This window comes from Sphingomonas sp. BL-S-05 (assembly GCF_055521695.1).
Map to the genome: position 1 here is coordinate 3397179 of NZ_CM145499.1, position 26983 is coordinate 3424161.

The 26983-nt window shown below is 67.0% G+C and carries 22 protein-coding genes; 3 read left to right on the forward strand and 19 right to left on the reverse strand.

Going from position 1 to position 26983, the window contains the following annotated elements; translation table 11 throughout:
* Positions 1 to 109: 109 nt before the first annotated feature.
* The 7 genes from lpdA to mdh all read right to left on the reverse strand — a co-directional run bounded on the left by lpdA (position 110) and on the right by mdh (position 8625).
* Complete coding sequence (gene lpdA / locus ACZ1JS_RS15835; RefSeq protein WP_465166884.1) at positions 110 to 1510, reverse strand: dihydrolipoyl dehydrogenase; 1401 nt, start codon at positions 1508 to 1510, stop codon at positions 110 to 112.
* A 15-nt stretch (positions 1511 to 1525) separates the two neighbouring features.
* Positions 1526 to 2017 (reverse strand): DUF1877 family protein, encoded by a 492-nt coding sequence (locus tag ACZ1JS_RS15840; RefSeq protein WP_465166885.1) that lies wholly within the window; start codon positions 2015 to 2017, stop codon positions 1526 to 1528.
* Positions 2018 to 2040: 23 nt separating this feature from the next.
* On the reverse strand, positions 2041 to 3282 hold the full coding sequence (odhB, locus tag ACZ1JS_RS15845) for a 2-oxoglutarate dehydrogenase complex dihydrolipoyllysine-residue succinyltransferase (protein WP_465166886.1): 1242 nt from the start codon (positions 3280 to 3282) through the stop codon (positions 2041 to 2043).
* Between the two features lie 42 nt (positions 3283 to 3324).
* Complete coding sequence (locus ACZ1JS_RS15850) at positions 3325 to 6288, reverse strand: 2-oxoglutarate dehydrogenase E1 component (RefSeq protein WP_465166887.1); 2964 nt, start codon at positions 6286 to 6288, stop codon at positions 3325 to 3327.
* Between the two features lie 76 nt (positions 6289 to 6364).
* Positions 6365 to 7249, reverse strand: coding sequence for a succinate--CoA ligase subunit alpha (gene sucD / locus ACZ1JS_RS15855; RefSeq protein WP_056001204.1), 885 nt, complete (start codon positions 7247 to 7249; stop codon positions 6365 to 6367).
* Positions 7250 to 7301: 52 nt separating this feature from the next.
* Complete coding sequence (locus ACZ1JS_RS15860; protein WP_465166888.1) at positions 7302 to 7598, reverse strand: GIY-YIG nuclease family protein; 297 nt, start codon at positions 7596 to 7598, stop codon at positions 7302 to 7304.
* 64 nt (positions 7599 to 7662) lie between these two features.
* Positions 7663 to 8625 (reverse strand): malate dehydrogenase, encoded by a 963-nt coding sequence (mdh, locus tag ACZ1JS_RS15865; RefSeq protein WP_465166889.1) that lies wholly within the window; start codon positions 8623 to 8625, stop codon positions 7663 to 7665.
* 301 nt (positions 8626 to 8926) lie between these two features.
* Between mdh and ACZ1JS_RS15870 the strand changes: the two genes are divergently transcribed.
* Positions 8927 to 9208 (forward strand): ETC complex I subunit, encoded by a 282-nt coding sequence (locus ACZ1JS_RS15870; RefSeq protein ID WP_056001213.1) that lies wholly within the window; start codon positions 8927 to 8929, stop codon positions 9206 to 9208.
* Positions 9205 to 9615 carry a DUF2147 domain-containing protein gene (locus ACZ1JS_RS15875; RefSeq protein ID WP_465166890.1) on the forward strand — a complete coding sequence of 137 codons (411 nt, stop codon included), beginning with the start codon at positions 9205 to 9207 and terminating at the stop codon, positions 9613 to 9615. The genes ACZ1JS_RS15870 and ACZ1JS_RS15875 overlap by 4 nt, the downstream gene beginning before the upstream one ends.
* Positions 9616 to 9618: 3 nt before the next feature.
* Here the strand turns inward: ACZ1JS_RS15875 and ACZ1JS_RS15880 are convergent, their stop codons facing one another.
* The 4 genes from ACZ1JS_RS15880 to ACZ1JS_RS15895 form a co-directional block, all read right to left on the reverse strand.
* Positions 9619 to 10380 (reverse strand): EAL domain-containing protein, encoded by a 762-nt coding sequence (locus ACZ1JS_RS15880; protein ID WP_465166891.1) that lies wholly within the window; start codon positions 10378 to 10380, stop codon positions 9619 to 9621.
* A 254-nt stretch (positions 10381 to 10634) separates the two neighbouring features.
* The gene (gene groL / locus ACZ1JS_RS15885; protein WP_242120857.1) at positions 10635 to 12278 is read right to left on the reverse strand and encodes a chaperonin GroEL; all 1644 of its coding nucleotides are present in this window, start codon (positions 12276 to 12278) and stop codon (positions 10635 to 10637) included.
* Between the two features lie 97 nt (positions 12279 to 12375).
* Positions 12376 to 12663 (reverse strand): co-chaperone GroES, encoded by a 288-nt coding sequence (gene groES, locus ACZ1JS_RS15890; RefSeq protein ID WP_066692772.1) that lies wholly within the window; start codon positions 12661 to 12663, stop codon positions 12376 to 12378.
* Between the two features lie 134 nt (positions 12664 to 12797).
* Positions 12798 to 14189 (reverse strand): MATE family efflux transporter, encoded by a 1392-nt coding sequence (locus ACZ1JS_RS15895; protein ID WP_465166892.1) that lies wholly within the window; start codon positions 14187 to 14189, stop codon positions 12798 to 12800.
* Positions 14190 to 14537: 348 nt separating this feature from the next.
* Here ACZ1JS_RS15895 and ACZ1JS_RS15900 point away from each other — a divergent pair, with 348 nt between their 5' ends.
* Positions 14538 to 15119, forward strand: a complete 582-nt coding sequence (locus ACZ1JS_RS15900) for a TetR/AcrR family transcriptional regulator (protein WP_465166893.1) — start codon at positions 14538 to 14540, stop codon at positions 15117 to 15119.
* Here ACZ1JS_RS15900 and ACZ1JS_RS15905 read toward each other — a convergent pair.
* The 8 genes from ACZ1JS_RS15905 to ACZ1JS_RS15940 form a co-directional block, all read right to left on the reverse strand.
* A complete protein-coding gene (locus ACZ1JS_RS15905) occupies positions 15097 to 16515 on the reverse strand; it encodes an efflux transporter outer membrane subunit (protein WP_465166894.1) in 1419 nt (472 codons plus the stop codon). The two genes, ACZ1JS_RS15900 and ACZ1JS_RS15905, sit on opposite strands and share 23 nt — an antisense overlap.
* Positions 16515 to 18071 carry an MDR family MFS transporter gene (locus ACZ1JS_RS15910; protein WP_465166895.1) on the reverse strand — a complete coding sequence of 519 codons (1557 nt, stop codon included), beginning with the start codon at positions 18069 to 18071 and terminating at the stop codon, positions 16515 to 16517. Before ACZ1JS_RS15910 ends, ACZ1JS_RS15905 begins: the two co-directional genes overlap by 1 nt.
* Before the next feature lies 1 nt (position 18072).
* Entirely contained in the window at positions 18073 to 19209 is a 1137-nt protein-coding gene (locus ACZ1JS_RS15915; RefSeq protein ID WP_465166896.1) for an HlyD family secretion protein, read from the reverse strand.
* A gap of 98 nt (positions 19210 to 19307) precedes the next feature.
* Entirely contained in the window at positions 19308 to 20060 is a 753-nt protein-coding gene (locus tag ACZ1JS_RS15920; RefSeq protein ID WP_465166897.1) for an AcvB/VirJ family lysyl-phosphatidylglycerol hydrolase, read from the reverse strand.
* Positions 20057 to 22678, reverse strand: coding sequence for a bifunctional lysylphosphatidylglycerol flippase/synthetase MprF (gene mprF, locus ACZ1JS_RS15925; RefSeq protein WP_465166898.1), 2622 nt, complete (start codon positions 22676 to 22678; stop codon positions 20057 to 20059). The genes ACZ1JS_RS15920 and mprF overlap by 4 nt, the downstream gene beginning before the upstream one ends.
* A complete protein-coding gene (locus ACZ1JS_RS15930) occupies positions 22671 to 23084 on the reverse strand; it encodes a DUF2147 domain-containing protein (RefSeq protein WP_465166899.1) in 414 nt (137 codons plus the stop codon). The genes mprF and ACZ1JS_RS15930 overlap by 8 nt, the downstream gene beginning before the upstream one ends.
* An 84-nt stretch (positions 23085 to 23168) precedes the next feature.
* Entirely contained in the window at positions 23169 to 23528 is a 360-nt protein-coding gene (locus ACZ1JS_RS15935) for a hypothetical protein (protein ID WP_465166900.1), read from the reverse strand.
* Positions 23529 to 23758: 230 nt separating this feature from the next.
* The gene (locus ACZ1JS_RS15940) at positions 23759 to 26965 is read right to left on the reverse strand and encodes a TonB-dependent receptor (protein WP_465166901.1); all 3207 of its coding nucleotides are present in this window, start codon (positions 26963 to 26965) and stop codon (positions 23759 to 23761) included.
* Positions 26966 to 26983 lie beyond the last annotated feature (18 nt).

A 26983-nucleotide genomic window follows, 5' to 3' on the forward strand; every position in this document is an offset into this window, starting at 1 on the left:
CTAGGGGGGAAGTTTCTACAATTGCCTAACTACGACCGGTAGGGCGTAGACGCGAAAGGCGGAGCATGTCGCCATGCCCCGCCCCCCAATGTCGCGTTCGCGGACCCGATCAGATGTGGATCGGCTTGCCCTGCACCGCCATCGCCGCTTCCTTGAGCGCCTCGGCATGGGTCGGGTGTGCGAGGCAGGTGTAGGCGATGTCCTCGCTGGTCGCGCCGAATTCCATCGCCTGCGCCGCCTGCGCGATCATCGTGCCGGCGAGGCTCGAAACGATCCACACGCCGACCACGCGGTCGGTCTTGGCATCGGCGATGACCTTCACGAAGCCGTCGGTGTCGCGGTTGGTCTTGGCGCGGCTGTTGGCGGCGAACGGGAACTTGCCGACCTTCACCTCGCCCTTTTCCTTGGCGGCTTCTTCGGTCAGGCCGACGCCCGCGATTTCGGGCATGGTGTAGACCACGCTCGGGATCACGTCGTGGTTCACGATGCCGGTCTGGCCGGCGATGAATTCGGCAACCGCGACGCCCTCGTCCTCGGCCTTGTGCGCCAGCATCGGCCCATGCACCACGTCGCCGATCGCCCAGATGCCGTCGACCTTGGTGCGGAATTCGTCGTCGATATCGACCTGTCCGCGCTGGTTGACCGACAGCCCGGCCTTGTCGAGCGCGAGATGTTCGGTGTTGGCGCGGCGGCCGATCGACACCAGCACCGCATCGGCGGTCAGCGTCGTCGCCTCGCCACCCGCCGCCGGTTCCAGCGTCAGCGTGGCGGTGCCGCCATCGACCGACGCGCCGGTGACCTTGGTCGAGGTCTTGAGGTCCATGCCCTGCTTTTTGAACAGCTTGGCCGATTCCTTGCGGACTTCGCCATCGAAGCCGGGCAGGATCTGGTCGGCATATTCGACCACGGTCACCTTGGCACCCAGACGGCGCCACACGCTGCCGAGTTCGAGGCCGATCACGCCGCCGCCGATCACCACCAGATGCTCGGGCACCTTGGGCAGCGCGAGGGCACCGGTCGAATCGACGATGACCGCCGCGTCATTGTCTACGGCCACGCCCGGCAGCGGGGTGACCGACGAACCGGTGGCGATGACGATATCGCGCGCGGTGACGGTGCGATCGCCGACCTTGACGCTATGGTCGTTCTCGAACGACGCATAGCCCTTCAGCCATTCGACCTTGTTCTTCTTGAACAGATATTCGATGCCGCCGGTCAGCTCGCCGACCGCCTTCTTCTTTTCGGCATGCATCTGGTCGAGGTTGAGCGACGCACCCTGGATCTCGACGCCGAACTTGGCGAGATGGCCGCCGGTCGCTTCCTCGTACAGTTCGGAGGCGTGCAGCAGCGCCTTGGACGGGATGCACCCGACGTTGAGGCAGGTCCCGCCCAGCGTCTCGCGGCCTTCTGCGCAGGCGGTCTTCAGCCCGAGCTGCGCCGCGCGGATCGCCGCGACATAGCCGCCGGGGCCGGCACCGATCACGAGGACGTCGAAGTCATATTCAGCCATAGTCTCTATCCCGTCCTAGTCGTTGTGGGCGATCACGCGGATCGCGCCGTCGCCGGTACGGCGGCATTGTGCCGCAAATTGTCGCAGGGCCGGTATCCCCTGCATCACATAATCAAGCGTGTCGGCACTGCCGAAACTGTCCGCCATATAGACATCGGCCTTCGCCATCGCACGGGGGTCGAAACGGCCCGCCAGCGTGGCGTCATCGATCTTGTCGAGCGCGTCGGCGAACGCCTGCATCAGCGGCGGCGCAAGCAGGCCGATCCCGCCCTCGCCATTCTCGTCGGCGCCCAGTTCGGGCAGCGCGGCGATGATGATGCCGAGCGTGTGCCCTACATCCTCGGCCGATCCGGTCAGCAGATAATGGACCGCGTGCCACGCTTCGCCGAGGTCGAGGAAATCGAGATTCTCGACGCCTTCCTCGAACAGGAAATCCTCGAACACCGATGGGTCGGCGACCAGCCGGTCGATGTCGGCATCGCCGGCCCGACGCAGATAGATCACCATGCCCATCGGTTTCGCGTTCGCCCTTAGAGGTCGATCAGCAGGCGGGTCGGATCCTCGATCGCGTTCTTCAGTGCGACGAGGAAGGTCACTGCCTCGCGGCCGTCGATCAGGCGATGGTCGTAGCTGAGCGCGAGGTACATCATCGGACGCACCACGACCTGTCCGTTACGGACGACCGGGCGTTCCTCGATGCGGTGCAGGCCCAGCACCGCCGACTGCGGCGGGTTGATGATCGGGGTCGACATCAGCGACCCGAACACGCCGCCGTTCGAGATGGTGAAGGTACCGCCCTTCATCTCGTCCATCTTCAGCGTGCCGTCCTTGGCGCGCTTGCCGAAATCGCCGATCGTCTTTTCGACGCCCGCGACCGACAGCTTGTCGGCGTCGCGGATGACCGGGACGACCAGACCCTGCGGCGCGCTGACCGCGACCGAGATGTCGGCATAGTCGTGGTAGACGATCTCATCGCCCTGGATCTGCGCGTTGACCGCCGGAATGTCCTTCAGCGCCATCGTCGCGGCCTTCACGAAGAAGCCCATGAAGCCAAGGCGGACGCCATGCTTCTTCTCGAACAGGTCCTTGTACTTGGCGCGTGCCTCGATCACCGCCGTCATGTCGACGTCGTTGAAGGTGGTGAGCAGCGCGGCATTGTCCTGCGCTTCCTTCAGGCGGCGGGCGATCGTCTGGCGCAGGCGCGTCATCTTGACGCGTTCCTCGCCACGCGCCGGGGCGGCGCTGGCGGCCGGCGCAGCGGCGGCGGCAGCCGGCGCGGCGGCGGCCGACTTGTCACCGGCGGCGGCGACCACGTCTTCCTTGGTGATGCGGCCGTCGCGACCGGTGCCCTTGACCTTGGCCGGGTCGACGCCGTGTTCGAGGATCGCGCGACGCACCGACGGCGACAGCGCGGCGGCGTCGACATTGCTGTCGCCGCCGGTCGGAGCCTGCTGCGCAGCGGCCGGGGCAGGGGCAGGCGTGGCGGCGGCGGGTGCCGGAGCGGCTTCCGCCTTCGGGGCAGCGGCGGCGCCGTCGCCCGATTCGATCGTCGCGATCATCGCACCGACCGACACGGTGTCGCCGGGCTGCACGGCGTGCTGCCCCATGACGCCCGCCACGGGTGCCGGCACCTCGACCGACACCTTGTCGGTTTCGAGGCTGGCGATCGGTTCGTCGGCGGCGACCGCCTCACCGGGCTTCTTCAACCATTCGCCCAGCGTCGCTTCGGTGATAGATTCGCCCAGCGTGGGGACCAGAACTTCGGTTGCCATCGGATCTTCCTCATCTCCCCCGTGTCGGGGGTAATAACACGGTTAGGATGCGGCCTTGCCGGTGGCGCGTTCGCCCTCGGCCTGACGGGTGCGGCGGATTTCGTCGCGGACATTGTGGCCGAGTGCATCGGCGACCAGCGCGCCCTGTTCGGCCTGGTGCCGCTTCATCAGCCCGGTGGCGGGCGATGCCGCCGCCGCGCGACCGGCATAGCGGGCGCGTGCGACCGGGGCACCGGCCTCGGCCAATGCTTCCTCGATCGCCGGTTCGACCAGGAACCACGAACCGTTGTTCTTCGGCTCTTCCTGTGCCCAGACCACGTCGGTCAGGTTGGGCAGGCGCTTCAGCCGCTCGACCAGCGCATCCGACGGGAACGGATAAATTTGTTCCACGCGGACGATCTGGGTCTGCGTATCGCCGGCCGCATCGCGCGCTTCGATCAGGTCGAACGCGACCTTGCCCGAACACAGCACCAGCCGGGTCGTGTTCGCATCGCTCGGTGCCGACGGATCGGACAGCAGCCGCTTGAAGTGCGTACCCGGCAGGAAGTCCTTGGTCTTCGACACCGCCAGCTTGTGCCGCAGCAGCGACTTGGGCGTCATGATGACCAGCGGCTTGCGGAAATTGCGATGCATCTGACGACGCAGCAGGTGGAACAGGTTCGCCGGCGAAGTCACGTTGGCGACCTGCATATTGTCGCCCGCGCACAGTTGCAGGAAGCGTTCGAGACGCGCCGAGCTATGCTCCGGTCCCTGACCTTCATAGCCGTGCGGCAGCATCATCACGAGGCCGTTGGCGCGCAGCCACTTGGCCTCGCCCGCCGCGATGAACTGATCGATCATGATCTGCGCACCGTTGGCGAAATCGCCGAACTGCGCTTCCCAGATGACCAGCGCCTTCGGATCGGCGAGCGCATAGCCATATTCGAAGCCGAGCACGCCATATTCGCTAAGCGGGCTGTCGAGCACCTCGAAGCTGCCATGCTCGATATTGTTGAGCGGCACATACTTATGCTCGTCGGTCTGGTCGACCCACACCGCGTGGCGCTGCGAGAAGGTGCCGCGACCCGAATCCTGACCCGACAGGCGAACGCCGAAGCCTTCCGACAGCAGCGAACCGAAGGCCAGTGCCTCGGCGGTCGCCCAGTCGAAGCCTTCGCCATTGGCGAACATGGCGCGCTTGGCGTCGAGCACACGCGACAGCGTCTTGTGGACCTGGATGCTGTCGGGAATCGTGGTCAGCGTGCGGCCGAGCGAGTCGAACAGCTTCTGTTCGATGCCGGTGTCGACCGAACGGCGCGACCCTTCGGCATCCATCGGCGCGTGCAGGCCCGACCAGCGACCGGCGAACCAGTCGGCGCGGTTGGGCTTGTAGCTCTTGGCGTTTTCGAACTCGCCTTCGAGCAGTTGGGTGAACTCGGCGGTTTTGGCGGCGACGAATTCGCCGTCGATCACGCCTTCTTCCTGCAACCGCTTGCCATAGATGTCGCTGACGCCGGGATGGCCCTTGATCTTCGCGTACATCAGCGGCTGGGTGAAGGACGGTTCGTCGCCTTCGTTATGGCCGAAGCGGCGATAGCACCACATGTCGATGACGATGTCGCGCTTGAACGCCTGACGGAACTCGATCGCCATCTTGGTGGCGAAGGTCACCGCTTCGGGATCGTCGCCGTTGACGTGGAAGATCGGCGCCTGCACGCCCTTCGCCACGTCCGACGGATAGGGCGACGAGCGCGCGAATTGCGGGCTGGTGGTGAAGCCGACCTGGTTGTTGATGATGAAGTGGACGCAGCCACCGGTATTGTAGCCGCGGATGCCGGAGAAGCCGAGGCATTCCCACACGATCCCCTGACCCGCGAACGCCGCGTCGCCATGGATCAGGACCGGCAGCACCTGCTCGTGCTTTTCGAGGTCGCCGCGGAAGGTCTGCTGCGCGCGCACCTTGCCCAGCACGACCGGGTTGACCGCTTCCAAATGGCTGGGGTTGGCGACCAGCGACATGTGCACCGACACGTCGTCGAAGCTGCGGTCGGTCGAGGTGCCGAGGTGATATTTCACGTCGCCCGACCCGCCGATATCGTCGGGGTTGGCGCTGCCGCCCGCGAATTCGTGGAACAGGACGCGGAACGGCTTGGCCATCACGTTGGTCAGCACGTTCAGGCGGCCGCGATGCGCCATGCCGTACACGATCTCGCGCACGCCGAGCTGGCCACCATATTTGATGACCGCTTCGAGCGCCGGGATCATCGATTCACCGCCGTCGAGGCCGAAGCGCTTCGTGCCGACATATTTGCGGCCGAGGAACTTCTCCCACTGTTCCGCCTCGATGACCTTGGCGAGGATCGCCTTCTTGCCTTCGGGGGTGAACTGGATCGCCTTGTCGCGGCCTTCCATCCGGTCCTGCAGGAACTTGCGTTCCTCGACGTCCGCGATGTGCATATATTCGAGGCCGACATTGCCGCAGTAATTGGCGCGCAGGATGTCGACGATCTCGCGCACGGTCGCCCATTCGAGCCCGAGCGTGCCGCCGAGATAGACCGGCGTGTCGATCTCGGCATCGGAGAAGCCGTGATATTCGGTGCGCAGGTCTTCGGGCAGTTCGCGACGGGCGAGGCCGAGCGGATCAAGATTGGCAGCAAGATGGCCGCGCACGCGGTAGGTGCGGATCAGGATCTGCGCGCGGATCGCGTCGCCCGCGGCCTTCGCCACGTCGACCTTGGGCGCGGCCGGAGCCGCGGCGGCCGGGGCGGGCTTGCCGCCGCGCGCGGGCTTGGGCGCCGGCTCCATCTGGGTCGGGTCGAGCGCGGCGGTCAGCTCGTCGGTGTCGGTCAGCGGCCAGCGCTTGCTCGCCCAGCTGGGATGCTGCGTCGCGCCCTCCAGCCCTTCGAACCACTGGCGCCAGCCGGCATCGACCGACGAGGGATCCTCGCGGTAGCGACCATAGAGCGTTTCCACGAATGCCGGGCTGACGCCGGCGGCGATGTCGAAATCCTGGCCTTCGTAGCCCATGGTCACATCCTGTCCGCTTTTGCCCGGTTCAACCGGGCGGTGCCCCGTGCGCTTGGCGGCACGGGGCAAGTCACCTTCAACCGTTCAGCACTTCGAGCAGCGTCGAACCCAGCTCGCTGGGGCTCGCCGCGACCTTGATGCCGGCGGCTTCCATCGCCGCGATCTTGCTTTCCGCATCGCCCTTGCCGCCCGACACGATCGCGCCGGCATGGCCCATGCGACGGCCCGGAGGCGCGGTGCGGCCCGCGATGAAGCCGGCCATCGGCTTCTTGCGGCCACGCTTGGCTTCGTCGATCAGGAACTGTGCGGCCTGTTCTTCCGCGTCGCCGCCGATCTCGCCGATCATGATGATCGACTGGGTCTCGTCGTCGGCTAGGAACAGCTCCAGCACGTCGATGAAGTTGGTGCCATTGACCGGGTCGCCACCGATGCCGACGGCGGTCGTCTGGCCGAGGCCCGCGTTCGAGGTCTGGAACACCGCTTCATAGGTCAGCGTGCCCGAGCGCGAGACGACGCCGACGCTGCCCTTCTTGAAGATTGAACCCGGCATGATGCCGATCTTGCACTCGCCCGGCGTCAGCACGCCCGGGCAGTTCGGACCGATCAGCCGCGACTTCGAACCCGACAGCGCGCGCTTCACCTTGACCATGTCGAGCACCGGAATGCCCTCGGTGATCGCGACGATCAGCGGGATCTCGGCGTCGATCGCTTCGAGGATCGAATCGGCGGCGAAGGGCGGCGGGACATAGATGACCGAGGCGTCGGCGCCGGTCTTCGACTTGGCTTCGGCGACGGTGTTGTAGACGGGGAGGCCGAGATGCTCGGTGCCGCCCTTGCCCGGCGTCACGCCGCCGACCATCTGCGTGCCATATTCCAGCGCCGCCTTGGTATGGAAGCTGCCGGTTTCGCCGGTCATCCCCTGGGTGATGACCTTGGTGTTCTTGTTGACGAGGATGCTCATGCGTCTGCTCCAGCGTACCCCGGCGAAGGCCGGGGTCCAGTTGCGAAGGCGGTCATGGTCGTGCGATCCGATCGTACAGGTCGTCCCATTCGGGATTTAGGCCTTCGATCTCGCGCAGTTTCCAGGCTCGCTTCCATTCCTTCATTCGCCGCTCGCGCAGGCGGGCGGAATTGATGTCGTCATGTACCTCGAACCAGACGAGGCGATGACATGTCCGTTCTTTGGTGAATCCATCGACCGTACCGTTCCGGTGGTCAAAAACGCGCTTCACCAACTCAGTGGTCGATCCGATGTAGATCGTGCCGTTGCGTCCGCTTGCCATGATGTAGACGAACGCCGGTCGTTCCATCGGCAGCTTTCACCCAACTGGACCCCGGCCTTCGCCGGGGTACGGTTGTCGTGCGGACGGCGGCTTACGCCAACGTCTCGTCGATCCCTTTGCAGGCGACCAGCAGTTCCTTGACCGCGTCGACCGAGACCTGAAGGTTCGCCTTGGCTTCGTCGCCCAGCTTCACCTCGACGATCTTCTCGACGCCGCCGGCACCGATCACGACGGGCACGCCGACATACAGGTCGTCGACGCCATATTCGCCCGACAGATACGCTGCGCAGGGCAGAACGCGCTTCTGGTCATAGAGATAGGCTTCGGCCATCGCGATGCCGCTGGTCGCGGGCGCATAGAAGGCCGAACCGGTCTTGAGCAGCGCGACGATCTCGCCGCCGCCGCCACGGGTGCGCTTGACGATGGCGTCGACGCGTTCCTTGGTCGACATGCCCATTTCGATCAGGTCGGTGACCGGGATGCCCGACACGGTCGAATATTCGAGGACCGGGACCATCGTGTCGCCATGGCCGCCCAGCACGAAGCTGTTGACGTCCTTGACCGACACCTTGAACTCGTCCGCGAGGAAGTGGCTGAAGCGCGCGCTGTCGAGCACGCCGGCCATGCCGACGACCTTGTTGTGCGGCAGGCCGCTGAATTCGCGCAGCGCCCACACCATCGCGTCGAGCGGGTTGGTGATGCAGATGACGAACGCGTCGGGGGCGTTGTTCTTGATGCCCTCGCCGACCGCCTTCATCACCTTCAGGTTGATGCCGAGCAGGTCGTCGCGGCTCATGCCCGGCTTGCGGGCGACGCCGGCGGTGACGATGATGACGTCCGCGCCTGCGATATCGGCATAGTCGTTGGTGCCGGTGATCGTGGCGTCGAAGCCTTCGACGGGGCCGCACTGCGACAGGTCGAGCGCCTTGCCCTGCGGCACGCCTTCGACGACGTCGAACAGTACGATGTCACCCAGCCCCTTCAGGGCAGCGAGGTGGGCGAGCGTGCCGCCGATGTTGCCAGCGCCGATCAGCGCGATCTTCTTGCGAGCCAAGACGTCTCTCTCCGTAGCAAGTCGGGCGCGGTCCTGCCGCGACGGGGGCGCTGTACGGCGTTTTGGCGGGAGAAACAACCCTAAAGCGCGCCTTATCGATAATGGATCGCAAATGCAATAAGGCGTGGATCTCGCGGAAATGCGAGGTTCGGTATGAACGTGCTCTGAAAACTTGCCACCAGGTCGGCCAATCGACGCGACAAAGCGTGATTCGATGCGTTCGGACGTGCGACTCTGCTGGCAAGCGGCGCGGGCTTTGCTATGCAGACCTTAAATTCGATCGCTACTCAAGGTTTCGACCATGCCCAACGCCCGTATCTACCAATATCCCAAGAACGCGATGCAGTCGGGTCGTGCGAAGACGCAGATCTGGATGCTCGAATTCGAACCGGCCGAACCGAAGCAGGCCGATCCGCTGACCGGCTGGGCTGGATCGGGCGACACCCGCGAGCAGGTGAAGCTGCGCTTCCCGTCGCTCGACGCGGCGACCGACTATGCGAAGCGCGAAGGGATCGATTTCCATGTCGTACCGGCGCCGGAACGCAAGTTGAAGCTGCAAGCCTACGCCGACAACTTCAAATGATCCGCACCTGCCTCGCCGCGACCGCCGTGCTGCTCGCCATGCCCGCGCTGGCGGCGACGCCCGTCGCCGGGCGCTACGTCACCGAGGACGGTTCGGGCGTGATCGAGATCGGCCGCTGCGGCGCCACCATGTGTGGCAAGCTGGTCCGTATCCTGAAGGCCGAGCCGAACGCGCCGAAGACCGACGTCAACAACAGCGACCCGGCGCTGCGCTCGCGACCGATTCTGGGGATGCCGATCCTCAGTGGTTTCACCGATGCCGGAAAGGACTGGCGCGGCCGGATCTATGATCCGCGCAACGGCAAGATGTACAAGTCGATCGTTTCGCGCAATGGCGACGGGACGTTGAAGGTGCAGGGGTGTATCGCGTTTCTGTGCCAGACGCAGACGTGGAAGCCGGCGGCCTGACGATCAGGCGGCTTGCGCGATCCGTGGCATGGTGATTGCGGGCAGGCGGCGCAGTTCCGGGCGGGCGAACAGATAGCCTTGCATGAAGCGGATGCCGATCGCGCGCAGCACGGCATATTCCTCGATCGTCTCGACCCCTTCGACGATGATGGCCATGCCGAGCGAGGTGGCGATCCGCACCATCCCCTCGACGATCAGGCGGCGGGGCGTGCTGACGTCGATGCCGCGGATGAGATCCATGTCGAGTTTGAGCATGTCGGTCTGGAACTGTGCCAGCAGCCCCAAGCCGGCATGACCGGCGCCGAAATCGTCGAGCGCGGTGGCGAAACCCATCCGGCGATAGGCGTCGACGATCGTCCGCACATGACCGACATCGCCCATTTGTTCGTTCTCGGTGAACTCGAAGATCAATCGTTCGGTCGGCAGACCGCTCGCGCGCGCGCTAGCGAGGGTGACTTGGATGCAGGCGACTGGCGAATATACCGCGTTGGGCAAAAAGTTTATCGACAGCCGGGCGTCGGTGTCGAGGATGCCGGCGGCGACCGCGCCCTCGATCGCGGCGACGCGACATTGCTGGTCGAACGCGTAGCGATTTTCGCGGGTCACGCTCGACAGCACGCTCGCCGCACTTTGTCCGTCGCTGCCACGGACCAGGGCCTCATAGGCGAAGGGCAGGCCGGTTTCGACGTCGACGATCGGCTGGAACGCCATCGCGATCGCGAAATCCTGTTGTCGTGCGCGACAACCGTCGCAACCTGATGGCATTCGGAGTTCTCCCGTCTGCCGCCGCTGTACGCGCAAGTCGCTAACGGGGTGTGAAGTATCTTCGTCAGCTTTTCGGATGAAGGACGGACGCAGAAAGGCCGGGAAGGGGGGGCCCTTCCCGGCCTTTTTGTTGGGTCTGGATCGGCACGGCACCGGCGAAGCCGGTGCCCGTCGGTCGGGTCGGGGCGAAGCCGCCGACCCGCCGGCCGTTCTGATTTCCGGTCCGGGGCAGGTTTCCCTGCCCCGGTCGAAAATCAGAAGTCCATGCCGCCCATGCCGCCCATGCCGCCGCCGGCGGGCATGGCCGGAGCCTTGTCCTCGGGCAGTTCCGAAACGGTCGCTTCGGTGGTGATGAGCAGGCCGGCGACCGAGGCCGCGTTCTGCAGCGCGGTGCGGACGACCTTGGTCGGGTCGATCACGCCGGCGGCGACGAGGTTCTCATACTGGTCGGTCGAGGCGTTGAAGCCGAACGACGTGTCGCTCTGGTCGAGCAGCTTGCCCGAGACGACCGCACCGTCATGGCCGGCATTCTGCGCGATCTGACGCACCAGCGCGGTCAGCGACTTGCGGACGATGTCGACGCCGCGCGTCTGGTCGTCGTTCACGCCGGTCACGCCTTCAAGCGCCTTGGTCGCGTACAGCAGCGCGGTGCCGCCGCCCGGGACGATGCCTTCTTCGACGGCCGCGCGGGTCGCGTGCAGCGCGTCGTCGACGCGGTCCTTGCGCTCCTTCACCTCGACCTCGGTCGCACCGCCGACCTTGATCACCGCGACGCCACCGGCGAGCTTCGCCAGACGCTCCTGCAGCTTTTCGCGGTCATAGTCCGACGAGGTGACTTCGATCTGCTGACGGATCGCGTCGGTGCGGCCCTTGATCGCATCGGCTTCACCGGCACCATCGACGATGGTGGTGTTGTCCTTGTCGATCGTGACGCGCTTGGCGGTGCCGAGCATGCCGAGCGTGACGGTCTCGAGCTTGATGCCGAGATCTTCGCTGATGACTTCGCCCTTGGTCAGGATCGCGATGTCTTCGAGCATCGCCTTGCGACGATCGCCGAAGCCCGGTGCCTTGACCGCTGCGACCTTCAGGCCGCCGCGCAGCTTGTTGACGACGAGGGTCGCCAGCGCTTCGCCTTCGATGTCCTCGGCGATGATCAGCAGCGGACGGCCCGACTGCACCACCGCTTCGAGGATCGGCAGCATCGCCTGCAGCGACGACAGCTTCTTCTCGTGGATCAGGATGTACGGGTCGTTGAGTTCGACCTGCATCTTTTCCGGGTTTGTGATGAAATAGGGCGACAGATAGCCGCGGTCGAACTGCATGCCTTCGACGACGTCGAGTTCGAATTCGAGACCCTTGGCCTCCTCGACGGTGATGACGCCTTCCTTGCCGACCTTTTCCATGGCTTCGGCGATCTTCTCGCCGACTTCACGGTCGCCGTTCGCGGAGATGATGCCGACCTGCGCGACTTCCGACGAACCCGAGACGGGCTTCGAACGCGACTTCACGTCCTCGACCACCTTGGTCACGGCGATGTCGATGCCGCGCTTCAGGTCCATCGGGTTCATGCCGGCGGCGACCGACTTCATGCCTTCGCGCACGATCGCCTGGGCCAGCACGGTGGCGGTGGTGGTGCCGTCGCCCGCGATGTCGTTGGTCTTCGAGGCCACTTCGCGCACCATCTGCGCGCCCATGTTCTCGAACTTGTCCTTCAGTTCGATTTCCTTGGCGACCGACACACCGTCCTTGGTGATGCGGGGCGCGCCGAACGACTTGTCGATGACGACGTTGCGGCCCTTCGGCCCCAGCGTGACCTTCACCGCGTCGGCGAGGATGTCGACGCCGCGCAGGATGCGTTCGCGGGCGTCACGACCGAATTTTACGTCCTTGGCTGCCATGGTGGCTACCCTTTCTTTGAGTTCGTCACTCCAGCAAAGGCCGGAGTCTTGCAGTTACAGGGAGACCCCAGCCTGTGCTGGGGTGACGAAAATCAGGTCAGCCGACGATCCCCAGGATGTCGCTTTCCTTCATGATGAGCAGGTCTTCGCCGTTGACCTTGACCTCGGTGCCCGACCACTTGCCGAACAGGATGCGGTCGCCGGCCTTGACGTCGAGCGGGGCGACTTCGCCCTTGTCGTTCTTGGCACCGGCGCCGGCGGCGACGACTTCGCCTTCCTGCGGCTTTTCCTTGGCGGTGTCGGGGATGATGATCCCGCCGAGCGTCTTTTCCTCGGCTTCGACGCGGCGGACGAGCACGCGGTCGTGCAGCGGACGGAAGTTCATGCGCGATTCCCTTTTGGTACGTTGAACGGTCTTGGCACTCGCCGGATGGGAGTGCCAGCGGGCGGGATATGTGAAGCCGTTCATCGGGCGTCAAGCGCAGCGGGAACAATTTTGATGCTGATACGTGGCGCCCGTCAGACGGGTCGAACCAGGCCGAGCCGTTCCCGCCGCCGCCAGCGATCGACCAGCAGCAGCGCGACGACCAGCAGGCCCAGCGCCAACCCGATCCAAACCCCCACGCCGGCCAGTCCGGTCCAGAAGCCGAGCACGACCGAGGCGGTGAAGCCGACCCCCCAATAGCCGATGAACGCGATCACCATCGGCACCCGCGTATCCTGTACCCCGCGCAGCACGCCCGCCGCCACCGCCTGCGCCCCATCGGCGAGCTGGAAGATGGCGGCGATGGCGAGATATTGCAGCGCCAGCGCGACCATCGCCGCATTGGCGGGCGCCTGCGGTTCGACATAGACCGAGATGAAGGCGCGTGGCGCGATCCATAGCAGCAGTGCGGTGAACCCCATGAAGCCGGTGCCGACGACCAGCGCCGACCAGCCCGCCCGCGCGATCCATGTCCGGTCGCCCGCGCCATAGGCAAGACCGACCCGGATCGTCGCCGCCTGGGCGATGCCGAACGGCACCTGAAACAGGAAGGCCGCGATCTGCAGGGCGATGGCGTGGGCCGCGACCTCGGTCACGCCGATCCGGCCCATCAGGAAACCGGCGGCGGAAAACAGCGCACCTTCGAAGGTCATCGTCGCCGCGATCGGCAAGCCGAGGATGACGATCTGGCGCAGGCGCGCCCATTCGCCGCGCCACCAATTGCCGAACAGGCGGAAGCGCCGCAGCCGCCGGTCGGCAAGCAGGACGATGGCATAGGCGAGCATCATCGCGATCGCGGTGCTCAGGCTGGCCATCGCCGACCCCTCCAGCCCCAGCGCCGGGAAGCCGAGATTGCCGAACACCAGCAGCCAGTTGGCGAGGATCGAGACAACAAGGCCCAAGGCGGTGATCGCCATCGCCCAGCCGGCGCGCCCCAGTGCCGAGGCGGTGATCCGCATCACCGTACCCGTCAGCGCCGGGATCATCGACCAGAGCAGGATATCGAGAAACGCGTCGGTGCGCACCGCGACGCGCGGATCCTGTCCGGCGAGCAGCAACAGGCTCTCGCCATGCGCCAGCAGCGCCATGAACGGCAGGCTGCCCAGCACCGCGATCCATGCGCCCATGCGGAACGATCGCCGCACCTCGCGCACGGCATGGCGGCGGCGGCCGAGTTCGGCGGCGATGATCGGCGCGGCGGCGCCGACCAGCCCCGACATGGCGAACAGGATGACGCTGTAGATATAGACGCCGAGCGTGGCGGCGGCGAGTTCGACCGCGCCCAGCCGGGCGACGAACACCACGTCGACGGCATAGACCGCCGTCTGCAACAGGTTCGCACCGACCAGCGGTGCCGCCAGCCGCAACGTCGCGGCCAGTTCGGCGCGGGCGCTGACAGGGGCGGCGGGGGCGGCGGCGTTGGTCATGGGGGCGCGTGTAACGGGTTCGACGGGGGGAGGCCAGTTGGGCGATCGGGTAGCGCGCTCGCCATTCCTGCAAAGGCGAGACCTCCTCGAACGACCGCTGCACCGTATCCCCGCGCAGGCGGGGACCCAGAGCCAAACTCGCAAACCTTTGTTTTGCTTGGCTCTGGACCCCCGCCTTCGCGGGGGTACGGCTGGGTTTCAGGAAGGCGGGAATCCATGCACGCTGACATTTGGGCAGGATCGGCGCTGACAGCGTTTATGGATTCCCGCTTTCAGGAGCGTGGCGAAGGCGGGGTAATCCGTGTCGAGCCGATGACGTCCTCGGCGAATCCCGATAGGGCAGGTGCGATGACCGACGATCCCTTCCCCCCGACCGGCCGCGCGCCGCGGCGCGATGCGCAGTTGCGACGCGACGCGCTGATCGATGCCGCGGCGGCGTGTTTCGCCGAACAGGGCTATGGCGTGCCGCTGGAAACGATCGCTGCCGCCGCCGGGGTGGGGCGGGCGACGCTGTACCGCAATTTCGACGATCGCGAGGCGCTGGCGCTGGCGATCTTTTCGCGTGAAGTCGATCGGCTGGCGGCGATGCTCGATCCCGACGTGCCGATCGAGCAGGCCATGGCGACGATGGTGCGCGCGGGGAGGGGGGCGCTTTCGCTGTTCGCACGGATTTCGGCCGAACTGCATCTCGACGATGCCAATCGTGCGGCGTTTCAGGCGCTGGGCGTCCGCATGGAAGGGATTTTCGCACCGGCGCTGCACGCGGCACGACAGCGCGGCGAGGTGCGGGAGGACGCCACCCCGCGCGATCTGGTGCTGGCGCTACGCATGGCCGGCAGTCTGGTGCTGCCGGTGATGTGCGACGAAGAGGTCGGCGTGCAGATCGAAACGGGGCTGCGGCTGCTGTTTACCGGGTTGCGCCCGCGCTGATCGGATCGGTCCAGCCAAGGCCCAGCGCCTTGTTCACCGCGATATAGCTTTGCGTCAGCCCGGCGCGCGCCTGCGCGACGGCGCTGGCGGCCGCGACCTGCTGGCGTTCGACGTCGAGCTGGTCGATCAGCGTCGCGGTGCCGGCGGCGACGCGCTGGCGGTTGAGCGCGGCGGCGCGGGCGGCGGTCGTCTCGACCTGTACCAGCTGCCCTAGCTGGCGGCGGCGGTTGCCGAAGCGCGACAGCGCGGTCTCGGCATCCTGCAACGCGTCGAGCACGGTGCGGCGGTAGGTCGCGTCGGCCTGATCGCGCTGCGCCTCCGACACGCGCGTCGCGGCCTTCGCGCGGCCGAAATCGAGGAACGACCAGTTGAGCGACGGCACGGCGAGCGCGGCGAGATTGCCGAGGTCGAAGATCTTTTCGGGCGAGGTGCCGCCGAGGCCCAACAGCCCGAGGAAGCGGATGCCGGGGAGTTCGCGCGCCTTGCTGACCCCGATCGCGGCGGTACCGGCGGCGAGCTGACGCTCGGCCGCGCGGATATCGGGGCGGCGGGCGATCAGCGATGCGGGATCGCCGACGGCGACGCTTTGCGGCGGGAGCGGCACCGGGGCGGGCGGGGCGAGCGTCGCGTCGAGTGTGCCGGGGGTACGGCCGGTCAGCACCGCGAGCTGGTTGAGATATTCGTCGCGCTGCGCGGCAAGCGGGATTGCCTCCGCCTGCGTATTCTCTAGCTGGGTCTGGAGCCGTTCGATCGCCAGTTTCGAGGCGGTGCCGGCGGCGAAACGCTGGTGGGTGAGGTCGAGCTGGCGCTGTTGCAGGCGGGCGTTGGTGTCGCTCAAGGCGATGCGTGCCTGTACGTCGCGGAGCGCGACATAGGCCTGCGCGACCGCCGCCGACAGCGATAGCTGTGCGTCGGCGAGGTCCGCCTGCCGCGCACCGGCGGTCGCCTGCGCCTGTTCGACCGTCCGGCGGCCGCCGCCGAACAGGTCGGCTTCCCACGATGCGTTGAGGCCGAGATTGTAGAAGCTGGCGCTGGTGCCGCCCGCCCCCGGTTCGATCGGGGGGAGTTCGGCGAAGATCGCGGTGCCGTTGGCGCTGGCGCTGGGGAGCTGGCCGGCGCGCTGCTGGGTCAGGCGTGCCTCGGCTTCGCGCAGGCGGGCGGTGGCGAGGTCGATGGTCGGGCTGCGGGTCAGCGCGTCATCCACAAGGCGGGTGAGCAGCGGGTCGTTCAGCCCTTCCCACCAGTGGGCGAGGCCGGGCGTGGGGGTGAGCGCCGTATCGGTCGCGCGGACGAAGCGGGCCGCGTCCGACGCGGTCGCGGGCGGGCCGGCATAGTCGGGACCGACGGTGCAGGCACCGAGCAGCAACAGGGCGAGCAGGGGGAAAGATCGCTTCATCAATGCACCATTGCCGGTTCGGCGCCCGTAGGCAGCGGTCGCAGGAACAGGACCAGCGGCAGCACGGCGAAGGCGCCTACGCCCATGATCCAGAAGATGTCGTTGTAGGTCATGGTCAGTGCCTGTTGAGCAATCTGTTGCGATAACAGGCGTAAACCGGCGCCCGGGTCGCCGACCGACTGGCCGAGGCCTTGCCCATAAGCCTGCACCGAAGGGCTGTTGGCGCTCAGGCTTTCCTCGATCCGGCGCGAATGAAAGTACATGCGCTGGTCCTGCAGGATCGAGATGCCGGCGAGCGCGAAGCTGCCGCCCAAATTGCGCATCGCGTTGAACAGGCCCGACGCGTCGCCGGCCTCCTCGGGCGGGACCGAGCGGACACAGGCCTGGCTGAGGAACAGCATCGCCAATATCTGCCCGACGCCGCGCAGCAATTGCGACACGGTGAAATCGGGGCCGGAGGATTGCGCGGTCAGGTTCGCGTCGAGCAGCGCGGCGCTGCCCATGATGAGCAACCCGGCCGACACCGCGATGCGGATGTCGATCCGTTTGAGCAGGATCGGGACCATTGTCATCAGGATCAGGCTGGGGATGCCCGACAGCAGCACGACCTTCCCCGCCTGCAACGCGTTGTAATCGGCGAGGGCGGCGAGGAATTGGGGGATGGCGTAGCTGGTGCCGTAGAGGACGATGCCGAGCACCACGCCCATCAGCGCGACCGAGCCGAATTGGCGGTCGAGCAGCAGTTTCAGCTTGATGATCGGGCGCGGCGCCGTCGCCTGTCCCCAGAACAACAGGCCGAAGCCGGTCGCGCTGACGAACGCCATCCAGCGGATCAGGTCGGAGTCGAACCATTGTTCGCGCTGCCCGTCCTCCAGCAACACGGTCAGGCCGCCCAGACCCAGCGCCAGACCGGCGATGCCGAACCAGTCGGCCTCGCGGAACAGTTCCAGCTTCGCCTTTTCGTGGCGGAGACCGACCAGGAGCAGCGTGACGAGGATCGCGCAGATGGGCACATTGAGGAAGAAGGCATAGTGCCAGCTGATATTCTCGGTCAGCCAGCCGCCGACCAGCGGCCCGAGCACCGGCCCGAGAATGGCGGTCACGCCGAACACGGCGATGCCGATCGGCTGCTGCGATCGCGGCAGCCGCTGGGCGATGATCGTCTGTGCGGTCGGGATCATCGCGCCGCCGGTGAACCCCTGTCCCACGCGACCGACGATCATCATCGGCAGGGTGGTGGCGATGCCGCAGACGACCGAGAAGATCGTGAACAGCCCGGCGGCGATCAGCAGGAAGGTGCGCAGGCCCAGCATCCGCTGCAACCAGCCCGCCATGGGGATGATGACGATTTCGGCGACCAGATAGGCGGTGGCGATCCACGTCCCCTCGGTCCCGCTGGCGCCGATCTCGCCCTGGATGGTCGGCAGCGCCGAATTGACGATCGAGATGTCGAGCGTCGCCATCAGCGCGCCGAGATTGCCCGCGATCACCGCCAGCCACGCGCTCAGGTCGGCGCGCTGCGGCGGGGCGGCGGCGGTCATCGCCGCGCTGGCCATGTCAGCGGCCCGCCTGCTCGCGGAGCTGTTCGATCTCTTGCCGAGCCGATTTGGTGTCGACGGTGACGGTCACCGACAGGCCGGGCACCAGCAGGCGGCGGGCGGCGGGCGTCGCCTCGATCGAGATGCGGACCGGCACGCGCTGCGTGATCTTGGTGAAATTGCCAGTCGCGTTCTGCGGCGGCAGCAGCGAGAATTGCGCGCCGGTGCCGGGGGCGAGGCTTTCGACGCGGCCCTTCACGGCCACATCGTCGAGCGCATCGACATGGATCTCGACCGGCTGGCCCGGCCGCATCAGCGCGAGCTGGGTCTCCTTGAAATTCGCGGTGATGTAGAGGCGGTCGAGCGGCACGACCGACATCAGCCGGGTGCCGGCCTGGACATATTGGCCGATCGTCACCGTCTTGTCGCCGATCCGCCCGCCGATCGGCGCGGTCAGCTGGGTCGCGCCGACATCGACGCTGGCGGCGGCGAGCTGGGCGCGCGCGGCCTGCCCCTGTGCGCGGCCCTGTGCGACCTGGGCGTCGAGCGAGCCGACCCGGCGCTGCTGCGCGGCGACGGCGGCTTGCGCCGCGCGGACATTGTCGGCGGACTGGCGCGCGGTGACTTCGAGTTGGGCGAGGGTCTGGCGGGTTTCGGCGCCCGAGGCGGCGAGCGGGCGATAGCGCGCGACCTCGGCGGCGTCATAGGCGGCCTTGCTGCGCGCGGCGGCGAGTTGCGCCTGCGCCTGTTCGATCGCGGCATATTGTTCGGCGATCTGGGCGCGGGCGGTATCGGCCTGTGCGCCGGCCACGGCGATCTGCGCCTCCGCCTGTGCCGCCTGCGCCCGGGCGTCGCGCGGGTCGATGCGGACCAAAGGCTGGCCGGCGCGGACGTCCTGATTTTCGGCGACCAGCACCTCTGCGACATAGCCCGACACGCGCGGCGCGATCGTGACCATGTCGGCCTGCACGGTCGCGTCGTTGGTCTCCTCCAGATATTTGCCGTGGTTCTGGTAATCTACGTACCACCAGATGCCGCCGACCAATGTGACGGCGAGCAGGAGGAGCAGGATGAGCTTCGCCCGGCCGTTCTTGCGGGTCGGGGCGGGCTCGTCCTGCACGAGGGCAGGCGCTTCACTGGGCTGCTGGTCGGTCATGCGTCGTCGTTCCGAAGAGTCGCGGAACGCCGCTTGGCCCGCTGCGGTGCACAATAAGCGGACAAAGTGTCCGGTTCAAGGGTGGCCCGGCAAATTCTTCACGTCAGGATCGACGGATCGGCGGTGCGCAGCGTGGCGAGGATGGTCGCGATCAACAGCTGGTCATCGTTGCGCAGGAAATGGCCGCCGGGCAGGCCGACGACCTGCGCCCCGCTGCCACGCAGGGTCGGGCACAGGCTTTCGGTTTCCTGCCTGCCATAAATGCAGATGACCGGCGCCCAGTGCAGCGCGCGCATCCCCGCTTCGGGACGGGCGTCGGGGGTGCCGTGATAGAGGATGCCGGTCGGGTCGGAGCGGAAGAAGACCGTCTGCGCCGGCACGACGACGTTGATCGCCGCGACCTTCGCCCGCAGGTCGGCGGGCAGGTCGGGGGCGATTGCCGAGACGATATCGGCGCCGAACGACTGACCCATCAGAATCACCCGGCGCGCGCCGGTCTGCGCCAGCGCGGTGCGGATCGCGCCGGTGACGATCGCATCGGCCTGTGCCCGGCTGCGCGTCGTACCGAAATTGACCGGCGAGCTGACCCCGATCACCGGAATGCCGTGCGCGGCGAGCGCGGGCACGACCTTGCTGCCCATGCCGAAGCGCAGCCCCATGTCGCCGGAGAAGTAGACGGCGACGACGTCGGGATGCTTGCGCCCCTGAAAGAAGCGGATCGACTGGGTATCGATCAAATGGAGGGCGGGCGCGGCCAAGGCGAGCAGCATCAGCAGCCCGGCAAGCAGCGCGCCGATGCCGATCCGGCGGCGCAGGCGGTGGCGGCGGCGGGCGCGGGGGGACAGCGTCATGGATGGACTTTCGCTTCGTCCGCTGGGGCGGCGGATGCGGGGGCGGGGGGCAGATATTGGGCGGGCTGTGGCCGGCCGATCAGCCGGGAGAGGTCGCGCAAGCCCCGCAACAGGCCGATGCCGCCGGGGCCGGCGATGTAGCGCGGCTCCCAGCCGGGCGCGAACTTCTCCTTGTAGGTGCGCAGACCCCGGAAGCCGTAGAAACGCTCGCCATGGCGGAAGATGAACGCCGCCGCCTTGGCCCAGGCGGGGGCGAGGCGGCGATCCTCGATCCCCGACAGCGGCGCCATGCCGAGCGAGAAGCGGGCATAGCCCTGTGCCTGCGCCCACAGCATCAGGTTCACCAGCAGGAAATCCATCGTTCCCGGCGGGGCGTCGCTGCGGTGGCGCATCAGGTCGACCGAGGCTTCGTTCTTCGACGCGGTCAGCCACAGATTGGCGAAGGCGACGATGCGGTCGTCGATCGTCACCACCGCCACGTCGAAATGGCTGAGATAGGCGCGATCGAAATGGCCGAGGCTGAAGCCCTTTTCGCGCTGTGCCTTTGCCGCCAGCCATTCGTCGGACACGCTTTCGAGTTCGTCGATGATGGTGCCCAATTCGCTGGCGGCGACGATGTGCAGCGTCGCGCCCTTGCGTGCGACGGCGCGTTCGGACTTGCGCAGCGCGCGCAGCCGGGGCGTGTCGAGGGTGAAGCGGGTCAGGTCGACCACCGCATCCTCGCCATATTTGACGATGTTCAGCCCCATGCCGATCGCGATGTCGAGGACGGGGGACGAGACTTCGTAGAGCAGCAGCCGCCCCTGTTCGCGGTCGGCGAGGTCGCGGAGGTTCCACAGCAATTCGCCCCACGCGTCGCGCGGGCCGACCGGATCGCCCATCACGATCCAGCTGGCGCCGTAGACCTGATACATGACGAAAGCGTCGCCCGCCTGCGACAGCAGGAAGCGTTTGTCGCCGGTCAGCGCCAGCATCGCATCGGTTCGGTTGGCGGCGTTCAGGATGCGGCGGACGCTGGCGGCGTCGATGGCGGAGGGGGCGGCACGCAGCGGGGCGGCGGTCGGTGCCATCAGCCGCCAGATACAGGCCCCGCCCAGCATGACGATCACGCCCAGCGACGCGCGCAGGAAGCGGGGCGCATCGCTGTGCAGCGCGAATTTCCACCACAGATTTTCGGAATAGGGCACGTGGCGATAGGCGAAGAAGCCCGCCCAGATGGTCAGCGCGATGACCGCCGCGACCGATGCGATCCAGCCGGGACCGATCGGCTGGCTGGTCAGCGTCGTGCGGCGGTAGAAGGCGCTGCGCGTCCATTGCAGCAGCGCGGCGACGGTCAGGCAGATCGTCGCTTCCTCATAATCCAGCCCCTTGCCGATCGAGAAGATCGCGCCGACGATCAGCAGCCCACGGGCGGCGACGAACGCCCCGTCGAGCCGGCGATACAAAGCGGGGGCCAGCAGCAACAGGCCGGTGCCGGTCAGGCTGGCGGCGATGCTGCTCGCCTCGATCATCGGCAGCGGCAGGATCGCTGCGAGGTCGCCCATGCGCGCGCGGACCGAGGGGAGCGATCCCGACAGTAGCAGCATCGCGCCGGTGGTGAAGGTCGCGGCGCTCAAGGCGAGCGGAGCGACGCCGGTGGCGACCGCGCGGACACCGGACAGGAAGCGGACCGAGCGCCGCCGCTGCCGTGCGCCCTCATGCCATGCCAGCACGAGGATGCCGAGTGCGAGCGGGAACAGGTAGTAGAGCACGCGGTACGCGATCAGCGCGGCGAACAGCGTCGCGCGACCGGCGGGGACGACCGCCAGCACCACCGCCTCGAACACGCCGATGCCGCCGGGGACATGGGTGACCACCGCCGCGACGATGCCGAGCGCATAGGCGAGGATGAAGGCCGGGAGCAGCGCCGGGGTCGCGCCCGGGATCAGCACGAACAGCGCGGCGCTGGCGCAGCTGATGTCGACCAGCGCGATGGCGATCTGCAGCAGCAATTGCGTCGGCGTCGGCAGCGGGATGGTGAAGCCGAACAGGCGGATCGGGCTGCGGACCAAGGCGCAGGCGGCAAGCGAGGCGATGGCGAGGATGGCGATCGCCCAGCCGGCGAGCGCGACCTGCATGGCGCTCAGCTTCAGTCCGACCAGGTCGAGCGGGCCGTGGTGGAGCAGCAGCGCCGCGCCGGTGACGCTGACGACCCCGGCCCAGAAGGTGCCGCTGGCGATGGCGACGACGCGGGCGACATCGGGGCCGTCGAGCCCGGCGGCGGTATAGATGCGGTAGCGCGCCGACCCGCCGGTCAGCAGCGCAAGGCCGAGATTGTGGCTCAGCGTATAGCTGGTGAAGGAGGCGAGCGCGGCGGTGCGCCATGGCAGCGGGCGGCCGATGACGCGCAAGGCCAGCAGGTCGTAGAAGGTCAGCGCCAGATAGCTGCCCGCCGTCGCCAGCAATGCCAGCACGATCCGGTGCGGCGACAGCGCGTGCATCGCCGCGCGGACATCGGCGAAGCGCACCTCCTGCGTCAGATGTTCGAGCGCGGCGAAACCGAGCCCGATCAGCGCGAGGACGATCAGGACGCCGAGCGGGGTGCGATAGCGTTCGATCCAGCGGCGCAGCTCAGCCATGCGGCACCTGGGCGATGCGGGTCCAGCGCTGGGTCCGGCACAGCATGTCGCCGATCAGACAGCCGCGAATCTGCAGGCTGTCGGCGGAGGGCAGTTCGATCCGCGACGAAAAGCGGCGGCCCATATCGGGGACGAACACCGTGCCCGCCCATGTGCCGTTGCCGGTGGCGGCATAATCCTCAAGCAGTTCGGTGCCGATCAGCCGGTCGGTGCCGCCGGCGCGGGCATCGGCCTGGGCAGTGGGACTGGCCCAGACGACCCAGCCGCACAGCCGGCTGCCGCACGGCGCGGTGCGGACCGCCACGTCATGATGCGGGCTGATCCACAGGCCGGCCGGGGCGGGCGCCGCCGCCGCCGCTGCCGGCATGGCGAGTGTCGCCGTCAATATCGCCAACCATGTGCGCATCGCCCGCATCCCCTTCATGATCCGGGGATGTAGCCGCCGCATTCTTGCCGGGCGTTCAGCGCGCGCTGAACAATCGGTAATCTTCTATCGATTGAGCGAATAGGTGATGAGGAAGCAGGCGGCGGTCAGCAGCAGCATCGCGGTGATGAAGGTCGCATCGGCGATCCGCTCCAGCCAGTGCAGCCGGCGCACGCCCTGGACGCGCAGCGCGAAATAGGAACTGAGCGTCGCGATCAGGAAGATCAGCGCGTCGATCGACAACAGGTCGTCGGCGACGGTCTGGCGCGCGCGGAAGGTGATGGTGACGTGCAGCAGGCCGATGCCGGTCAGGCAGACGCCGACCATCGCCGCGGCGATCGGGCAGATCATCTGGCAGGTTCGCTCGTCGAGCGTGTCGCGACGGTTGCGCCGTCCGGCGCGCGGCGGATCGATGCGGTTGGTCATGACGGTGCTGCGGTGCGGCGAACCGGACAGCCACGTCAAGCAAAGAAAGGGGCGTGGCCGAGGGATCGGCCACGCCCGTCAGTTGGGGGAGGGTTCGGGCGGGGCGGAACCTGGTCCGGCCAAGCCGGACGAGGGCGGTACCGGCCCGCTCCCCCACCCGGCCACCCATTCAGGATATGCTATGGGTGGCCGGGTGGGGAGCGGGCCGGTGCCGGTTCCACGCAAGTGGATCAGAAACGCCCGCGCACACCGACCAGCAAGGTGCGGCCGGGATTGTATTCGTTGAAGGTCGCGTTGGGGAACTGGAAGTAGCTCGACTGCGCTTCCTTGGTGATGTTGATGACGTTGACGACGACGGTCGGCAGGTAATCGTTGCCGAGGATCTTGCCGAGGTCGAGATTGCCCGAGAAGTCGAGCTGGCCATAGCTGCGACCGAAGATCGCGGCGGCGGGCAGACCGTTCTGGTTCAGCCCCGACCCCTGCGACCCTTCGTTATAGGTATAGGTCAGGCGGGCCGACAGGCCGTTGCCTTCATAATAGCCGGTCAGCGTATAGGTGGTCGGCGCGACGCCCAGCGCGATCGCCGGCGCGCCCTGACCCTCGCCGCGCTGGTCGATCAGCGTCAGATTGCCCTGCACGCCGAAACCCTCGACGCCGATATAGCGGGTCAGGAAGTCGAGCGGCTGGGTGATCTGGAATTCGAGGCCGTTGACCTTCAGCTTGCCGTCGGCGTTGACCTGCTGCTGGATCTGCACCGGCACCGCTTCGGGCGCGATCCCCGCCGGACGCGCCCGGTCGAGCAGCGCCTGCTGCTGCGCCTGGGTCAGCGAGGCGAAGGTGATGCCGAACGGTTCGAGCGTCGAGAAGGGCACGGTGGTGATGCCGTTGACGGTGAAGCCGGTGATCGATTTGCGGAACGCCGCGAACGCGATGACGCCTTCGCCACCGGTATAATATTCGAAGCCGAGATCGATATTGTCCGAGATGTACGGGCTGAGCGCATTGTTGCCGAGCGTACCGACATCGGCCGAGGGCGAGGTGAACGACGCGCCCGGCAGCAACTGGTTCGGATCGGGCCGGGTCATCGTCCGCGAGATCGAGCCGCGCGCCACCGCCTTGCGACCGAAGCTGTAGGCGACACTCGCCGAGGGCAGGAAGTTCGAATAGAGGCGGTTCGTCTCGGTAAAGTTGATGATCGCGGGGTAGCACGACCCGTCGAGCGCGAAGTTGTTGGCGCTGCTGCCCGGGCAGGTCACGCCGCCCCGGGTGTTGAGCGGGTTCGGAATGGTGGTGCGCCCGCCGACAATCTGTTCGGTGCGGACATAGCGCAGGCCGCCGTTCAGCCGCAGCGTGTCGTTATCGCCGATATCGATGACGTCGTTCATTTCGACAAAGGTGCCGGTGACCTTTTCGCGGATGAGGCCGCCATTCGCGCCGCTGCTGCCCGACCCGATTTCGGTCGCGCCGGCGAGCAGTTGGTCATAGCCGGTCGCGGCCTTCACCTTGGCCCAGTCGACGGTGATGAAGCCGTTGTCTCCGGGCAGCAGGAACGAGGGCACGGCGGCGGTCGGGATCAGCGAGCCGCCATAGACCAGCGGCTGGCCGCCCGCCGTGAAGCCGGTGCCATAGGCCGGATAGGTGGGATAGCCGCTGGGCGCGACCGTGCCCGGCTGGTTGGCGCCGTCGCACAGCGGCTGGCGGTTCGGACCGGGCAGGATGACGTTGGGATTGTTGCCACAGATCGCGGCCTGCCACGGATTGGTATTGTCGAACGGGGTGATCCGGCGCTGCGTATCGTCATAAGCGCCGCCGACCCGGACGCTGAAGCGCTGGTCGTCGCCGAACAACAGGCTGCCGCGCACACCGCGCGTCTCGGTCCGGCGCTCTTCGCCGTTCAGGTTGACGCGGCCGCCGCCGGCCCAGCCGAAATTGCGCGGGTCGTTCAGGTCGATATTGCTGGTGATCGACGGGATGCCGCCGTCATTCTTGTACGTCACCGTCGTGCCGCTGCTGGCCGGGGTGATGACGAGGAAGGTCGGGCTTTCGCGGCGGAAATTGCTCTGCGTGTAGTTCGCCTGCAAATCGCCCTTGATGAAATCATTGACGACGAATTCGACGCCGGGGTTCACACCCCAATAATCCTGCGTGTCCTTGTACGGACGATATTCGAGGAAGAACTGCGCATTGGCATAGGTGCCGCCGGTGACGGTGCAGCCGGCCGCGCAGTCGGTCTTGTCATAGGTGGTGTTGAGCGGGATCGCCGCGCCGTTGCGCACCGCCCAGTTCATCGCGTTGCGGGTGAACTCGGTATCGCGCTTGGCATACATGCCGTCGACATAGAAATGCAGCGCGTCGCTGGGCCGCCATTCGAGGCTGACGAGGCCGTTATAGCGCGTGCGTTCACCGATTTCGGTGCGCGGGCGGCCAAGACGCGGAAGCAGCCCGTTGTCGATCTGCTGGATCGTGGCACCCGGATTGTTGCGCAGCAGGAACGCTTCGTCGATGACGGTGCCGGGGATCAGCCCGTTGCCGGCATTGGCGGGCACGGTGCCCGGAATGGTGAAGTTGCCGCCGCCGGTCGCATTGCGGGTCGAGCTGCTGCTTTGCGCCGCGGTCAGGTTCGGGTTGGTCCAGCCGATGGTTTCGAACCCGTCGACGCGGAACTGGTTATGGACCGCCGCACCGCCGACGAGGATGCCGAAATCGCCGAAGGTGGCGCTGGCCAGCACATGGCCGCGATAGCCCCATTTGTCGGCGCTGCTGACCTTCGACCCCTGCAGGCCGTAGCTGATGTACGGCTTGGGATTGTCGAAGGGACGGGCCGAGCGAAGGTTGACGGTGCCGGCGGCGCCGCCCTCGATCTGGCTGGCGGTCGGCGACTTGCTGACGGTCAGCTGGGTGAACAGCTCGGTCGGGATCAGGTCGAGATCGACCTCGCGATTGGTGCTCTGCGCATCGAAGCGGACCGAGGCGATCGCGACAGGTGCGCCGTTCAGCAGCACGCGGGTGAAGTTGGTGCCGAGGCCGCGGATCGCGACATTGGCGCCTTCGCCGGTGACTTCGCGGCTGATCGTCACGCCGGGAATGCGGTTGACCGATTCGGCGATGTTGGTGTCGGGGAACTTGCCGATATCCTCGGCGAAGATCGTGTCGGTGAAGCCGATCGAGTTGCGCTTCGCATTGGTCTGGCTGGTCAGCGAGGCGCGGTAGCCGGTGACGACGATCTCGTCATTGCCGGTCAGCGACGGATCGGCCGGCGGCTGGTCGGTCGAATCGATCGCGGTCGGCTGGGTCGCGCCGGCACCGTCCTGCGCCTGTGCGGTCGGGGCTTCGTTGGTGGTGGTCGTCGCGGTCTGGGCGAGGGCGGGCCAGGCGGTGCCGGCCAGCAGCAGCGCCGACACGGTACCGGCACGGCGCAACAGGGTGTTCGTCAACATCTCAACTCTCCCACACCA